Source organism: Polyangium fumosum, assembly GCF_005144585.1.
In the GTDB taxonomy this organism is placed as follows: Bacteria; Myxococcota_A; Polyangia; order Polyangiales; family Polyangiaceae; genus Polyangium; species Polyangium fumosum.
The window spans coordinates 184,495-200,382 of the sequence record NZ_SSMQ01000004.1 but is presented as its reverse complement, the minus strand read 5'-3'; the positions used below and the strand labels follow the sequence as shown (position 1 = coordinate 200,382).

Here is a 15,888-nt window from a genome sequence, read left to right as displayed (position 1 = left end):
GGGATCGCCCGCATTGTATCAAAGGTCACCCGTCGTCCGCATGCGGGGGCGTTGTCGGAGTTCGGGGCGACGGATCGTGCGAGGGAGGGCCACAGGGAATTTTCGTGGCAGGCGCCTTGCGTGATACGAAATGAGGCGTGAAGCCGTCTCTTCAAGACCGCCGGAACCAAGCGAAAACGGCACGTCGCGGGAGCCTCGCCGCCCTGGCGATCGGTCTCGCCTCCACGATGGGCTGCGGCGCCGCGCCCGAGCAGCCGCACCTCGAGGCCAGGACCCGCGAGCAGACGCCGATCGCGGTTTGCACGCAGAAGCTCTCCCCGCTGCGCGGGGGCCGCGGCAAGGCCGTGGTGCGCACGCTCGAGCCCGATCAGTGGGCCGAGATCGCGTTCCCCGGGTTCAACGCGGACAAGGGGTTGAACCCGACGGACGTCGACTGCACGGGCCACTACGCCTTCGCGAACGAGTCGCTCCGCGGGGGCATCTCGGAGAAGGGCTGGCCGCGCAAGCTCGACGTGGAGGAGGTCGACGTCCGCTCCGGCCCGAACGGCCTGCGCACGCTCTGGTACCGCGTGCTCAAGTTCGAAAACGGCGACGAAGGCGGGCCGATCCTTCTTGCGCGCGCGGTCGACGATCGCGCCGAGATCTACGCGATCGGCAGCTTCCGCGGGCCGGCGAAGTCGCAGATCTCGCCGGTTCGTCTCGGCGACGACAACCTCGTCGTGGCGGAGGCGAAGCGTTGCCCCGATCCGGACGACTGTCGCAAACAAGCGCACATGTTCCTCGCGCGCCGCGGTCGTTTGATCGAGGCGGCGAAGGTCGACATCGAGCGCGTGCAGGTGCTCCCGTCGGTCACCGAGCGCGGGCTCTACGCGCGGTATCAGCTTCGAACGGACGTCAGCTACAAGCCGAACGGGATCCAGCTCCTCGAGCAGGTGAAGGTGAGCATCATCCACTACGAGGATCCGAACCGGGACAGCGACCGCGCGCTCCGCAAGGTCGAGTTCTCGCGTTTCCTCAAGGTGGAGCGCGACGCGCTCTTCTCCTCGAACGATCCGCTCTGGGAGCGCGTCGTCGGCCAGGACTGATCAAGAGGGTGCGGCCTCGATGGGCCGCACCCTACGTCCCTCACTCCGCTTCACTTCGTTCGGGACTACCCGGCGTAGGTGCCGCTGGTTCGCTGGGTCGGGTAGCGGCGAAGCCGAGGACGTTGGTGCTCCGAAGGTTGGAGCACCAACGTCCTGCTTCTTTCACCAGCAGAAGATCGCGTTGCCGTAGCCGCAGGAGGGGCGCTGGAGGAGCGCGTACGCGCCACCGACGAGCAGGCCGGTGAAGAAGCCCGCGAACGTGCCGGCGATGATCTGGTTCGAGGTCTCGTAGGGCAGGGTCTGCGTGCCGAACTCGTCGACGGCGGGCGACTCGACGCCGCGGCCGACCGAGGTGAGGATCGAGGCCACGAGCGGGACGCCGATGTTCCCGATGAACGAGCCCGCGTTGAAGCGGCCCTTCGAGAACTTGATCGTGTCCACGAGGAAGATGCCCGTGCCCACGCCCGTCGCGCCCCACGAGGCGAAGGCGTGCGTCGAGGGCCCGCCGAACGTCTCGCAGCCCGAGTCCGTGTTCGCGACGAGCGTCTGATCCACGGTGCAGCCGGGGCGCGGATACTGGAGGGCGTTGCGGATGGGGCCGTCGACGAGGAACGTCGCGGCGGCCATCGTCATCGCCGGGGCAAACATCGAGAAGTGCCAGCGTCCCTTCCAGCCGACCGTCGACTCCGGGTCGCTGTAGTACACGCGCGGCATGAGAAAGACCGTGCCAGCGCCGACGCCAAGCATGACGTGGCTCACCGTGCCCCACGTCTCATCGCGAGGGGCGATGGCCGGGACGGTCTGGGCGGATGCCTCCGTGGAGTAGGCGAAGGAGGCTGAGACGAGGCCCAACGTGGCCAGAACGATCTCCCTGATACGCATTCGGATGAGCCTTCCGTCATCCGCGCGCCGCCCGTGGCGGGCGCGGCTCATCGTTTGATCTGGTTCGCCGAGAGGGTGAAGCGGCTACGGTTCTTCGCACCCGCGTCACCGGTGGTTTTCTCGTCATCCCCGGCGGTCGCAGCGTACGCGCGCGAGAACTGCGGGCCAAAAATAATCAGGAAGGTCTCTTTCTGTTCTCCAGCGTAGTCGCCGTGGACGACCTCGTAGAGCTTCCAGAGAGCTTCGAATTTGTTCGAGAATAACCCGCCCCGCTTGCCGCGTCGCTCGAGCTCCTCCTCGATCGTTTTCGGGGAGAGCTTTGTGAGGAGCGAGCGCACGCCTTCCATCACGCCGTTGATGAGCGCGACCTGGTGGCTCATCACGTCGACGAAGATGTCCTGGAGCTGCCGCGGCGCGTCCGGGCCGCTCTGCGGGCCGAGCAGCACGTTGCCGAGCTCCTTCTCGTCCTTCGCGGAGGCCACGCGGTCGTTCTCGTCCGGCGTGACCTCGCGCGCGAGCATCTCGGCCTCGAACTCCTGGTAGCCGTTCCGCAGGCTCACGAAGCACTTGAGGAAGACCTCCATCGCGTCGCGGAGCTTGCGGCCGAACGTCAGCACGCTCTCGACGTCCTCGATCGGCTTCGAGCCCGGCGCGAGCGTGCGCGAGAGCTCGATCATCGCGGCGTGCGCGGCCTGCGCGGGGCTCGGCTCGCCGAGCATGCGCGGATCGACGCCGTAGTACTGCGAGAGCTTCTGGAAGTCCTGTTCGGCCGCGATCGTCGGCTGCTCCATCGCGATGCGCTTCAGGTAGTTCTGGCGCACCTCGGGCGAGAGCCGCGGGAGGTGATCGTAGATCACGCGGTAGACGCCGCCCCAGGCCGCGCGGTAGGCCTCCACGTAGGGCTGGACCTGCCGCACGTAGCCGTCCTCGGCGCCGGGCGTGATCGGCTTCTGCTGCTGCCTCCACGACGCGGCGGCGTTGCCGGATTGCTCCTGGGCGAAGTCGAGGACGGTCCCGTCTTTCGGGGCTTCACGTTTCTTCGGCGCCGCGTCGATGAGCTGCATCCGCATCACGATCGGGCCGATCGTCAGCTCCGGCGTGCTCGTGACGTCCGTCGGCGTGTCGCGCGTGAGGCGCCGGCCCGCGAAGACGGTGCCGTTCGTCGAGCCGAGATCCTTGACGATGATCTGCCGGTCGCGGACGTCGATGGCCAGGTGGAACTGCGAGACGTACGGCCGATCGATGTGCAGGTCGTTGAGCTGGTTTCTGCCGATGCGGATGGGGAAGCGCTCGAATGTAACGTCGAAGCTTTGATTGGCCTGGGTATCGATGACCCGGGCCACGAGCGCCAGCGGCATGGGTGCGAGACTAGCAGACAGTGTCCCGGGACCAGAAGTAGCGGGCGACGATCCCACGAAGCCTCTTCCGATCCCGCGGGCGCCCTCTCCGCCGGGTGCGTCGCGCCGTTCGCGGGCCTCCCGGGGCGGCGAACCGGTTTTTTGACACCTTTGCCTACATCATGCGACCCTGACCGACATGAGTCTCCTCCACAAGATTCCGCCCCTCGTTTCGGCCCTTGCGTTTGGGTACGGCGTGGGGATGAGCGCGCCGGACGCGGCGCTCGCGCCGGTCCAGGCTGCCGTGGTGGCGGTCGCGCCGACGTCGGGGGCGCCTCGTCTCGAGGCCGCAACGGCGCCGCTCGTCGTGGATCCTTCGCGGGCGCCTCTGCGAGGGGAGCCTCTGCGGGGCGGCGTCACGGCGGCGCGGATGGGCGGACCGGAGTCTTCGCAGCTCGGCAGGCTGCGCGAGGTCGAGATGCGGGAGGCGATGCGAGGCGAGCAGTCCTCGCTCGATCGGCCGATGTACTCGCGGCCGCCGCGGCTCAACTCGGACGCGGCGGCGGGGGAGGGGGCCGAGGTCGACGATCTCGACATGGCGGGCACCGAAGCGCTGTCGCGGATGCAGCTCCCGGATCTGAAGGTGGCGATCACGCGGCGCACGTTGAAGTACGTCCGCTTCTTCACGCGGACCGATCGGGGCCGCGGGATGTTCGAGACCTGGCTGAAGCGCAGCGGCCGGTATCAGGACCTCATCCAGGGCGAGCTCCGCGAGTGGCGTTTGCCCGAGGATCTGATCTGGGTCGCGATGATCGAGAGCGGGTTCGACGCGCGGGTGAAGTCGCCGGCGGGCGCGATGGGTCTCTGGCAGTTCATGCCGGCGACGGGCGCGGTATACGGGCTCGAGCAGAACAAGCACGTCGACCAGAGGAAAAACCCGAGGCTCGCGACGCGCGCGGCCGCGCACCACCTGCGCGACCTCTACATGCGCTTCGGCAACTGGGATCTCGCGCTCGCGGCCTACAACATGGGCTACGAGCAGCTCCTCGATCGGATCGATCGGTACGGCACGGCCGACTTCAACGAGCTCGCGCGGCAAGAAGCGCTGCCGAGTGAGACGGCGTCGTACGTCCCGAAGATCGCCGCAGCGGCGCTCGTCGCGAACAACCTCGAGCGGTTCGGGTTCGATCAGGTCGAGCTCGTGCGTCCCGTCGACGCCGCCGAGATCGCGGCGCCGCCCGGTTTGTCGCTCAAGACCCTGGCGAAGGCCGCGGGCGTGCCGCTGAAGACGGTGCGGCAGCTCAATCCGGATCTGCTCGGCGACAGGCTGCCGCCGGGGCGGGGCGATTTCCTCGTGAACGTGCCGCCCGAGTCGCTGTCGCGCGCGCACACGATGCTGCCCATCCTCCTGCAGACCGAGCCCATCGTGACCGAGGATGCGGCCGTGCTCGATCCGGTCGATCTCATCGGCGGCCGTGATTTCGTGCGGCGTCGCGCGGCGACGCGCGACAACGACAGCCTGCTCTCGCTCCTGCCTTCGTACAAGAAGCGGCGCGCGCTGCGGGATCCGGTCGAGGAGCTGGCGGCGCAGGCGGGCGTCGGCTCCGCGGCGGACGACGACGAGGGCGACGAGGAGCCGTTCCGGCCGCGCAAGAAGCGCGAGGGTCGCAAGACGTTGCTTTACAAGGTCGGTCCGGGCGACACGCTCATCGGCGTCGCGCGCCAATTCGCGATGGATGTGGAAGACGTGGCGCGGGAAAACCGCCTCGGCGAAGAGGACAAACTCCGCGCAGGATCCATTTTGAGGCTCCGCGTCAAGCCCGGCGTGCTCGGTGCGCTCGATCTCGGCGCAGCCGAGGGAGGTGAGGCGGGCGCCAAGGCCGAGGAGGTGCAGCGTCGCATCATCGATCCCGGGACCCACGCGAACGCGAGCGCGACCAAGGATAAGGACAAGGGTCCTTCCGACGCAGCGCGCGGTACCGAGAAGACGGACGCGCAAAAGGGTCGCAGCGAAGGAAAGAAAGGCTCCCGGAGCCGATCGCGCGGGTGACGTCGGGCCCGGGGTCCTTGTAGGATGCCCGGGCCATGATGCTCGTCGAAGCCAAATCCATCATCAAGCGGCTCACCAAAGTCTGCACCGCTGCGCTCGAGGCGGCGGTCGTCCAATGCGTCAATGCCAGGCATTACGAGGTGACGGTCGAGCACTTGCTGCTCTCGCTCCTCGACGACGCGAACTCCGACATCGCGTTCATCGTGATGCACTACGACCTGGATCCCGCGCGTCTGCGGCAGGCCCTGCAGAGGAGCCTCTCGGATTTGCGCACGGGCAACGCCGGCAAGCCTGTCTTCTCCCCGACGATGCTCGAGTGGATGCAGGACGCGTTCGTCGTCGGGTCGATGGAGTACGGCTACACGAAGGTGCGCAGCGGCGCGCTCTTCGCGCGGCTCGTCAACCAGCCGACGCGCTACTCGATGAGCGGCATCGGCTCGCTGCTCGAAGGCATCTCCCGCGAGGACGTCAAGAACAACCTCCCCAAGATCATCTCGGGTTCGAAGGAAGACGCGGAGACGGCCCCGGGCGGCGGCGCGGGTGCGACGGGCGGTGCGGCGGGCCCCGGCGGGCTGCCGCAGGGCGCGGCGAGCGCGTCGGCGGATTCGGCGCTGGCGAAGTACTGCGTGGACTACACGGGTCGCGCGCGCGCCGGCCAGATCGACCCGATTTTCGGCCGTGAGGGCGAGATCCGGCAGATGATCGACATCCTCGGTCGTCGCCGGAAGAACAACCCGATCATCGTCGGCGACAGCGGCGTCGGCAAGACGGCCCTCGTCGAGGGCATGGCGCTCATGATCGTGAACAACCAGGTCCCGCCGCTCATGCAGGGCGTCGAGATCATGGGCCTCGATCTCGGCCTCCTCCAGGCCGGCGCGGGCGTGAAGGGCGAGTTCGAGAACCGGATGAAGCAGGTCATCTCGGAGATCAAGGGCTCGCCGAAGCCGATCATCCTCTTCATCGACGAGGCGCACACGATCATCGGCGCCGGCAACCAGCAGGGCGCGGGCGACGCGGCGAACCTCCTGAAGCCTGCCCTCGCGCGCGGCGAGCTGCGCACGATCGCGGCCACGACCTGGGCCGAGTACAAGAAGTACTTCGAGAAGGACGCGGCGCTCGCGCGGCGTTTCCAGCCCGTGAAGGTGGACGAGCCGAGCGAGGCCGTGGCGATCACGATGCTCCGCGGCCTGCGCCCCAAGTTCGAGGAGGCGCACAACGTCATCGTCTCGGACGAGGCGGTCGTGGCGGCCGTGAAGCTCTCGGCCCGCTACATTTCGGGCCGCCTGCTGCCGGACAAGGCGGTCGATCTCCTCGATACGTGTTCGGCGCGCGTGAAAATCGCACTCCAGCAGAAGCCCGCGCAGGTCGAGGACATCGAGGTCCGCATCGAGACGCTTTCGTCGGAGCTCGCCGCGCTGACGCGTGATCGCGCCGCCGGCATCCGCCTCCAGGAGGAGGAGCGGATCGAGCAGCTCACGGAGAAGATCGCGAAGTCGAAGGTGGAGCTCGAGAACACGCGCGTCGCCTACGACAACGAGTCCGCGGGCGCGAAGAAGGTGCTCGAGGCGCGCAAGCGCATGAACGAGGCGAAGTCGGACGAGGAACGTGACGCCATCCGCAAGGAGGTCGTGGCGGCCATCGACGAGCTGCACAAGAGCCAGGGCGAGGTGCCGCTGATCCGGCCCGACGTCGACGAGGCGATGGTCGCGGCCGTCGTCAGCGCCTGGACGGGCATCCCCGTCGGCAAGATGGTCGGGGACAGCGTCCGGGCGCTCGTCGAGATGGAGTCGCGCCTCAACGCGCGCATCAAGGGCCAGGGCTACGCCCTCGAGACGGTGGCGAAGGAGCTCCGAGCCGCGCGCGCGGGTCTCAAGCCGCAAAGCACGCCGATGGGCGTCTTCCTCTTCGTCGGCCCGTCCGGCGTCGGCAAGACGGAGACGGCCCTCGCCCTCGCCGACATGCTCTTCGGCGGCGAGCGCATGATGGTCACGATCAACATGTCCGAGTTCCAGGAGAAACACACGACCTCCCGGCTCATCGGCTCGCCGCCCGGCTACGTCGGCTACGGCGAGGGCGGCATGCTGACCGAGGGCGTGCGCCAGAGGCCGTACACGGTCGTCCTCCTCGACGAGTGCGAGAAGGCGGATCCGGACGTGATGAACCTGTTCTACCAGGTGTTCGACAAGGGCGCGCTCACGGACGGTACGGGCCTGCTCGTCGACTTCAAGAACACGGTCATCATCATGACGAGCAACCTCGCCACGGACAAGATCACGAACCACGTGGTCAGCGCGTGGGAAGAGAAACGCGAGCCGGTGATCCGCGAGATCTACGAGGAGATCAAGCCGACCCTGTCCGCGCACTTCAAGCCCGCGCTGCTCGCGCGTATGACCGTCGTGCCGTACGTGCCGATCTCGCCCTCGGCCCTCGGCGAGATCACGCGCCTCAAGCTGAACGCGCTCGTCGATCGCTTGAAAAAGAGCCAGCGCATCGAGGCGACGTACACGGACCGCATGGTCGATCTCATCGCGAGCCGGTGCACCGAGGTCGACACGGGCGCCCGCAATATCGACCACATCCTGCGCGCGACGCTCCTGCCGATGTTGTCGCAGGAGATCCTCACGAGGATGGCCGAGGGCGTGATGCCCAAGAAGCTCGTCATCGACATCGACGATCAGAAGAACTTCACGGCGACGTTCCCGGAGTGACCGGGGAAGACCCGCTCGGGGTCAAGGCCCCCCTCGCGCTTGGCGAGGGGGGCCTTTTGGTTTTTGGGCCGACGCTTTCGGCAAAAAGCTAGGCCACTCGCCGCACCTTCCGATAAAAAGGAGGGCCATGGCGGCCTCAGCGTCCACCACCTCCTGGAAACGCAAGCGCGCGGCCCTGGCCCTTGCCTCTCTCTCCTTCCTCGGGCTCGGGCTTGGCGTGCTCTCCTCGTTTGCGATCGGCTGCGGATCCGCGCCGCCACCTGCCGCGCCGAAGCCGTGTGACGTCCAGATCGTCACGCTTCGCATCTACGCCGCGGACAACATCAACCCGAACGAGAACCAGAACCCGCGCCCCGTCGTCATCCGGCTGTATCAGCTCAAGGACGAGATGCGGATGCAGAACGCGACGTACGACGAGGTCCTCCTCTCCGACAAGGAGGTCCTCGCCGACGACATCGTCAAGATGGACGAAGTCAGCGTTTTCCCGAACGATCTCGTGGAGGTGAAGTTCGAGCGTGCGAAGGAGGCGAGCACGCTCGGAGGCGTCGCGCTCTTCCACAGCCCCAAGGGGCAGAGCTGGAAGACGTTCTACGCGTTTCCTTTGATGCCAGGCGAGGCCCAGTGCGGCGGCCGCGAGAGCGACGCCGGTGCGCAGGCCGACCCCAAGACTGCCTTCTTCGTCGAGTCCACGAAGATCGACAACGGCAGCGAATTCGACGAATCGATGTTCCCGAACGCGACATCGGTCCGCAGGGTCAACCTCCCCAAGGCGTCGGGCGGCAACGCTCCGCCGAAGGCCGCCGCCCCGGCCCCCTAGGGCCGCGCGGCGAGTTCTGATAAGACTGACCGGGCGATATGATCCACCCGCGCAAGCCCGTCTGGACCGAGGGGCTCTTCATGACCCCTCAGCATCTTCAGCAAGGGGACCAGTACCACGAGGCGCTGCTCCAAGCGCGGACCAACGCGCTTTTGAGTTATCCGTGGGGCGTGATGGGCGTGCAGTTCGACGAGCGCGCCCTCGCCGCGGGACAACTCAAGCTCGTCAAGTGTCACGGCTTCTTCCCCGACGGCACGCCGTTCTTCGTTGGGGATCGCGGCGAGGACGTGGTCGAGGCGAGGCCGCTCGAGGGCGTGTTCCCGGCGGCGCTCGAAGCGCTCGACGTCTTCGTGGCGATCCCGAACGTGCGCGATACGCACCCGAACGTCGCGCTCGATCCGGCGAAGGCGAACCCGGCGATCCGGTTCGTCGCGTCGTCGACGACGGTCCCTGATTTGACGACGGGCCGCAACGACACCTCGGTCGTGTGGGCGCGTTACAACCTCCGTATCCTCTTCGGCACCGAGCCGCGCGACGCGTACCAGACCGTGCGGATCGGGCAGCTCGTGCGGGATAGGACGGGCGCGATCGTCCTCAAGAAGAGCTTCATCCCGCCGATCCCGCACATCGGCAGCTCCGACCACATCATGTCGGGGATGCGGCGCATTCTCTCGGCGATGGTGGGCAAGCAGAAGTCGCTCGCCGAGGGGCGCAGGCTTCGCACGGCGGCGTCGGTCGACTTCCAGTTCTCCGACACGGCGAAGTTCTGGATGCTCCACACGCTGAACGCGTTCATCCCCGCCGTCTCGCACATGGTCGATCACGGCAACGCGCACCCCGAGGATTGCTACGTCCTCATCGCGTCGCTGATCGGCGAGCTCTGCACGTTCGCGGCGGACGGTGATCCGACGTCGATCCCGAAGTTCAACTACCTCGATCTCGAGGGCGTGTTCGAGCCGGTCTTCGATCGCGCGCTCACGCTCGTCGCGAGCGTGCTCGCGGAGAACTACACCGTCGTGCCGCTCGAGAAGCGCGAGGACGGCATGTACCTCGGCAAGTTCGAGGATCCGAAGCTCCCGCGCACGCACGAGCTCTTCCTCGAAGCGAAGGGCGCGGACGAAGCGACGTTGCGCGAGCGTTTGCCGCGGCTCCTCAAGATGGGGTCGTGGACGCAGATCGGTTACATCCTGAACGCAGCCATGCCGGGCGTTCGTGTCGCGGTCGAGTACCGGCCCCCGGGCGCGATCCCGGTCAAGCCGGGCGTCATCTACCTCCGCGTCGACCAGGCTGGCGATTACTGGAACGATATCCTCGGCTCTGGCACGATCGCCATCTACCAGCCGATCGACCCGCAGAAGGTCGATCTGCGGCTGATCGCGGTCCAGGGCGGCAAGTGAATGAAGCGCGCGGCTTTTGAGATCATGGGGAGCGCATGAGCCTGTCGCAGTCGATGTATTGGGTCTGCTCGGATGTCCTGTCGCTGATCCTGCAGCTCAGGAACTCTCGAGATCTGCCTGCGCCGGACATCCTTCAGCGCCGCGTCCTGCAGCTCTTCGACACGATGATGCAGAACGGTCGCGAGGCTCGGATCCCCGAGCAGGACATGATCGACGCGAAGTTCGCGCTCGCGGCCTTCGCCGACGAGGTCATCTACCACTCGAGCTGGCCGGGCAAGACGCAGTGGCTCAGTAACCCGCTGCAGCTCCAGTTCTTCCAGCTCAACACGGCCGGCGACCAGTTCTTCGTGAACCTGGACAACCTGCACGGCCAGCGCAACCGCTCGCATGTCGCACAAATCTACTTCCTCTGTTTGGCCCTTGGCTTTCAGGGGAAATATCGTTTGCGACACCAGGAGGGGCTCCAGGCGGTGGTGGAGGGACTCGGCAACTACGTGGCGCTGGCGGAAGGCGGGGGAGATCAGCTCTCGCCGAACGCGGAGCGCAAGGACGGCGGCGGTGGCGCCGTTCGTCGCGAGCTGCCGTATCTCTTCATCGCGATCGGGTTCCTCATCCTGGCGCTGATCGTGATCTTCATCCTTTGGCTCATCATCGGCTCGAACGCCGACTCGACTGCCGAAGCCATCAAGAGACTGCTCGGCGGCGGCAAGTAGAGTCCCGGGGAAGAAGCTCCGGACCGAGGGAGACGTTGCATGTGGCTGTGGATCCTGAGCGCCCTGTTCCTCGCCCTGGTCTGGGGCGTGTGGTTCATCCTGAGACCCACAGGGCCTGGGCCGAGCGCCGAAGTGTTCCCGACGTGGATCCCGATCGCCATCACGGCGGCCGTGGTCCTCGGGCTCGTGGGTCTCGTCGTGTATCGACGGATCCGCGCGGCGCGTGCGGCGCGCGCGCTGGAGAAGGCGATCGCGCAGCAGGCCCAGGAGCAAGCGCTCAACGCGAAGCCCGAGCGGCGTGCCGAGATCCAGGAGCTGCATCGCCAGCTCCAGGAGGGCATCAACGCGCTCAAGTCCTCGAAGCTCGGGGGCGGCACGAACGCGCTGTACTCGTTGCCCTGGTACGTGATGGTCGGCCCGCCCGGCGCGGGCAAGACGACCGCGCTGCGCCACTCGGGCCTCGTGTTCCCGTACCTCGATCCCGCGGGCGGCGGTGTTCGCGGCGTCGGCGGCACGCGCAACTGCGACTGGTGGTTCACGAACGAGGCGATCCTCCTCGACACCGCCGGCCGTTACACGACCGAGGCCGATGACCACGACGAGTGGATGGCCTTCCTCGAGCAGCTCCTCAAGTATCGCCCGGACAAGCCCGTGAACGGCGTCGTCTGCGCGGTGAGCATCTCGGAGCTCGTCGACGCGACGGAGGAGCAGGTCGAGTCGATCGCGAAGAAGGTCCGCGCGCGCATCGACGAGATGCAGTCGACGCTCAAGATGGTCCTGCCCGTCTACGTGATGTTCACGAAGGTGGACCTCATCTCCGGGTTCGTCGAGTTCTTCGGCGATCTCAAGAAGAGCGAGCGTGGCCAGGGCTTCGGCGCGACCGTCAAGCTCGACGCGAACAAGAGCGAGCCCGGCAAGCTCTTCGACGCCGAGTTCGACACGCTCGTCGAGCGCATGCACGACCGCGCGCTCCGCCGCATGGTCACCGAGCGCAACCGCGGGACGAAGGAGAAGGTCTTCCAGTTCCCGCTCGAGTTCGCGGCGATCAAGAGCAACCTCTCGCACTTCCTGAACGTCGCGTTCCAGCCCTCGAAGACGGCGGGGTTGGCGACGCCGATCATGCGCGGCTTCTACATGACGAGCGGCGTGCAGGAGGGCAAACCCCTCGATCGTGTCCTCGGCACGATGATGAGCGCGTTCGGCCTGCGTCCGGCGATCGCGGACGAGTCGTCGACGGCGGGCGCCACGGAGGCGAAGAGCTACTTCCTCCGCGACGTCTTCATGAACGTCATCTTCCCGGACCAGGACATCGCGGCGCGCACCGCGGCCGAGGTCCGGAGGCAGCGGTTCCAGCGCTTCGCGGCGGCGTTCGCGGCGGCGGCGCTCGCGGTCGTCCTGCTCATCCCGTCCGTGATGTCGTTCGCGAACAACCGCGCGCTCGTGGCCGAGACCTCGCGGATCTCGGGCGAGGCGGCGGGCGTGAAGTGGACCGACGGCAGCTCGCCGCTGGAGAAGGTCGACAAGCTCGACAACCTCCGCGCGCACGCCCAGCTCCTCGATCAGTACCGCGAGGAGGGCGCGCCCGTGAGCTACCGCTGGGGGATGTATCAGGGCGACAAACTCTTCGAGCCGACGAAGGACCAGTACATCGCGTCCTTGCGCGAGGGCTTCGTCAAGCCTGTGCGCGCGCGCCTCGAAGAGCGCCTCAACGCGGCGACCGGCGGCAAGTACCTCGAGGAGTACAACGACCTCAAGACGTACCTCCTGCTCGCCGACGAGCACCGGATCCACCTGCTCCCCGAGTCCGAGACGGCGTGGGAGACGGGCAAGCTCCTGCAGCTCTGGACCGACATCCTCCGCCCGACGACGGACATCCCCGAGGCGGACCTCAAGGCGAAGCTCGCGCCGCATGTGAAGTACTACGTCGACCTCCTCCGCCGCGGCGCGATCCGGGGCGAGGAGCTCGACAAGCGCACCGTGGAGCGCACGCGCGACATCCTCGCCCGCGTCGGCCCCACGCAGCGTTACTACGACCGGTTCGTCACCGCGCTCATCGACGAGAAGTACGACGAGAACGGCCCGAACACGCGCGAGAACCTGAAGTACCCGCCCCTCTCGCTCGACGATCTCTTCTCGGATCGCCCCGAGGTGCTGAGCAAGGTGCGGAGCGCGCAGAAGGAGCGCACGAGCAAGTGGTTCGTCGTCCGTGGTCCGTACACGGCGAAGGGCCACGCGCAGGTCGTCGCGAGCCTCGAAGAGGGCATCAAGGTCCTCGATCGCGAGCGCTGGGTCGTGCCGCTGACGCAGGAAGAAGAGCGCCAGGGCGACAAGATCGCGCAGGCCCTCGCGCGCGTGCGGCAGGACTACGACGCGCAGTACATCCGCGAGTGGCTCGAGTTCTTCCGGGACATCCTCGTCGAGATCCCGCCGAACAACAAAGAGGCGATCGAGGAGTTCCGTGTCCTCTCCACGCCGGACTGGCCCTACCAGCGCCTGCTCCGCGCGCTCGAGGACAACACGCAGTTCGACGTCCTCGAGAACCAGGCCGAGCAGCAGGTCATGGCGGACGGCGGCGTGCTCGATCAGGTCAAGGAGCGCGTGAAGCGCCGGATCGACTCGTCGTTCAGCACGCGCACCGGCACGAGCGGCCGCCTCTCGCAGCTCGTGAACTTCGGCGGCGGCGGCGCGCCGGGCATCTACGATCCGATCCCGGACAAGTTCCGCTCGATGGTGCGCTTCGGCGTGCCCGAGCAGCCCAAGCAGACGGCGGAGGGCGTGGCTCCGCCGCCTCCGAAGCCGGCCGAGCTCTCGAAGTACATCGGCCACCTCGAGCAGCTCGCGGCCGAGATGGGCGGCATCGAGGACGCTCCGCCCGGCGCGAGCACGCAGGGCGCGCGCGAAAAGTTCGGCGAGGCCGTGCGCGAGACCGAGAAGCTCCTGCTCAAGATGGACGAGACGGGCCAGGAGCTCATGACGCCGCTGCTCATGAACCCTCTCCGCCAGGCCTACAAGGCCGTCATGCGCAGCGCCGGCGGGTCCGCGAGCGGGCTTTGGGAGGTCGTCGTCTGGCCGCCCTTCCGCGAGAACATCAAGGATCGGTATCCGTTTGATCTCGCGGCGTCGCGTGACGCTTCGTTCGAGGACGTGGTCGCCTTCTTGAAGCCGAAGGAGGGCATCCTCTGGGGCTTCTACGAGCAGCACCTCAACGACTTCCACATCCGCGTGGGCCACGACTTCATCCCGAAGGGCGGCCTCGAAGGTCGTCCGAAGCCGGCGAAGCCGTTCACGCCCTTCAACGCGATGCTTTATCCCTGCCTGCACAAGGCGCACGAGATCACCGAGGCCCTGTGGCCGAGCGGCGGCGGCGACAAACCGCAGGTGACGTTCCACGTCAACCTGAAGACGGTGAGCCCGATCGTCAGCGAGGTGCTCTTCGAGATCGACGGCCAGAAGCGCCAGTACCGGAACGAGAAGGAGTTCTGGCACACGTTCACCTGGCCGGGCGAGAAGCAGACCGGCGCGCGCCTGCGCGTGCGTGGCGCGGGCGGGCTCGACGAGGAGCTCGTGCGGGAAGGCCCCTGGGGCATCTTCCGCTTGTTCGAGGCGGGCACGACGACGGCCGAGAAGGACAAGGACAGCGTGTTCACGGTGACGTGGCAGATGACCGCGCCTCCCGTGACGGTGACGATGGAAGTGCGCCCCACCCGCGCCAATCATCCATTCGTCAACAGCTTCTTCCGCGCGACCAACTGCCCCCCCAGCATTGGCGACAGCTTCGGCGGCAAGAAGGGTTCTTGAGATGGCGTTCCACAGGCGCCGCGTAGCAGCCTGTGGAATGCCCTCCCAGGGTTCGCCCGCGGCAGCACGCCCCCTTGTAAAAACAGGGGGCTCGTGTATTTGTGAGCCGGGCCGGTGATGTTCTGGCGAAAGAAGAAGGGTCCTTCGAGTCCCCCGCAGATTGGCTGCTTCGGCAAGCTGCCTGCGACGGGTGATTTCATCCGCTTCAATGCCGGCGGAGACGAGCTTGCGGCGTTCGATCGCTGGCTCGGCGGGGGCCTCGATTTCGCGCATCGCGCGCTCGGCTCCTCGTTCGACGCGGCGTACCAGCCTTCCGTCGGGCTCTTCATCTTTCACGGTGAAGGCAAAGGCGACGAACCTCCCACGCGCGGCATGGTCGGCGCCTGGGCCGCGAGCGGCGACAACGCGGGTCGTACGTACCCGATGGTCGTTTTTGCTTCGTACGATTACGGCCAGCTCGTGTCGGCCGGCGCATCGCTCCCGATCGCGCTCTGGTCGCTGCTCGCCTCGTCGTACGAGGTCGCCACGAGCGGGCGAACGCTCCCGGTCGACGCGTTCGTCGATCGCGTTTCGCGCATCGTCCCTCCTTCGCTCGACGACGCGGACGCCGCGGGCGCCGGGTATCGCTCGTGGCTCACCACGCAGTCGATGAAGGCGCTGTGGGAGACGGGCTTCGGCACGGATGCGGGCCGCTTCTGGGTCTTGCAGAACGTCTTCGCGTCGGTCGAGCCGTTCATCGGCCAGGAGAACCCGAAGACGGGGCTCTGCATTCGCCTCCCGCTCGGCGCGGGCGACGCGTACGCGGCGGCGGTGTGGATGGACATGACGCTCCGCCTCTCGCGCTGGAAGAACACGCTGCTCAATGCCTTCTGGGTTCCGCAGCAGACGATGCTCCTCCACCTCGGTCCGCCGCACGTGGCCTCGTTCCGTGAGCTCATCGCGCCGACGGGTTATGCCGATCACGTGGTGGAGCTCTGCCGTCCTCCGACGGTCGACGAGCCCACCTCGCGTCGTGCCCTCGGCGTGCAGCTCGACGCCCTCGTGGCGCGCTCCGAGCTCACGATCTCGGGCTTCCTCGACGGCCTCTCGCAATAACGCGCC

Annotated in this window: 10 protein-coding genes; 8 read left to right on the top strand and 2 right to left on the bottom strand. The window is 67.1% G+C overall.

Going from position 1 to position 15,888, the window contains the following annotated elements:
• Positions 1 to 137 precede the first annotated feature (137 nt).
• Positions 138 to 1,085 (top strand): hypothetical protein, encoded by a 948-nt coding sequence (locus E8A74_RS05910; protein WP_232379398.1) that lies wholly within the window; start codon positions 138 to 140, stop codon positions 1,083 to 1,085.
• 162 nt (positions 1,086 to 1,247) lie between these two features.
• Here E8A74_RS05910 and E8A74_RS05905 read toward each other — a convergent pair whose 3' ends face one another.
• Entirely contained in the window at positions 1,248 to 1,844 is a 597-nt protein-coding gene (locus E8A74_RS05905) for a hypothetical protein (protein ID WP_232379397.1), read from the bottom strand.
• Between the two features lie 170 nt (positions 1,845 to 2,014).
• Positions 2,015 to 3,325: a type VI secretion system-associated FHA domain protein gene (locus E8A74_RS05900; protein WP_136927932.1), complete on the bottom strand. Its 1,311-nt coding sequence runs from the start codon at positions 3,323 to 3,325 to the stop codon at positions 2,015 to 2,017.
• A gap of 178 nt (positions 3,326 to 3,503) precedes the next feature.
• On the opposite strand from E8A74_RS05900, the gene E8A74_RS05895 reads away from it, so the two are divergent.
• The 7 genes from E8A74_RS05895 (at position 3,504) to tagF (ending at position 15,882) form a co-directional block, all read left to right on the top strand.
• Positions 3,504 to 5,354, top strand: a complete 1,851-nt coding sequence (locus E8A74_RS05895) for a lytic transglycosylase domain-containing protein (RefSeq protein WP_136927931.1) — start codon at positions 3,504 to 3,506, stop codon at positions 5,352 to 5,354.
• Between the two features lie 35 nt (positions 5,355 to 5,389).
• Positions 5,390 to 8,062: a type VI secretion system ATPase TssH gene (gene tssH, locus E8A74_RS05890; protein WP_136927930.1), complete on the top strand. Its 2,673-nt coding sequence runs from the start codon at positions 5,390 to 5,392 to the stop codon at positions 8,060 to 8,062.
• 127 nt (positions 8,063 to 8,189) lie between these two features.
• Positions 8,190 to 8,879 (top strand): type VI secretion system lipoprotein TssJ, encoded by a 690-nt coding sequence (gene tssJ, locus E8A74_RS05885; RefSeq protein ID WP_232379396.1) that lies wholly within the window; start codon positions 8,190 to 8,192, stop codon positions 8,877 to 8,879.
• A gap of 38 nt (positions 8,880 to 8,917) precedes the next feature.
• Entirely contained in the window at positions 8,918 to 10,276 is a 1,359-nt protein-coding gene (tssK, locus tag E8A74_RS05880) for a type VI secretion system baseplate subunit TssK (protein WP_136927928.1), read from the top strand.
• 35 nt (positions 10,277 to 10,311) lie between these two features.
• A complete protein-coding gene (locus tag E8A74_RS05875; protein WP_136927927.1) occupies positions 10,312 to 10,989 on the top strand; it encodes a DotU family type IV/VI secretion system protein in 678 nt (225 codons plus the stop codon).
• A 39-nt stretch (positions 10,990 to 11,028) separates the two neighbouring features.
• Entirely contained in the window at positions 11,029 to 14,787 is a 3,759-nt protein-coding gene (tssM, locus tag E8A74_RS05870) for a type VI secretion system membrane subunit TssM (protein WP_136927926.1), read from the top strand.
• A 117-nt stretch (positions 14,788 to 14,904) separates the two neighbouring features.
• Complete coding sequence (gene tagF, locus E8A74_RS05865; RefSeq protein WP_136928013.1) at positions 14,905 to 15,882, top strand: type VI secretion system-associated protein TagF; 978 nt, start codon at positions 14,905 to 14,907, stop codon at positions 15,880 to 15,882.
• Positions 15,883 to 15,888 lie beyond the last annotated feature (6 nt).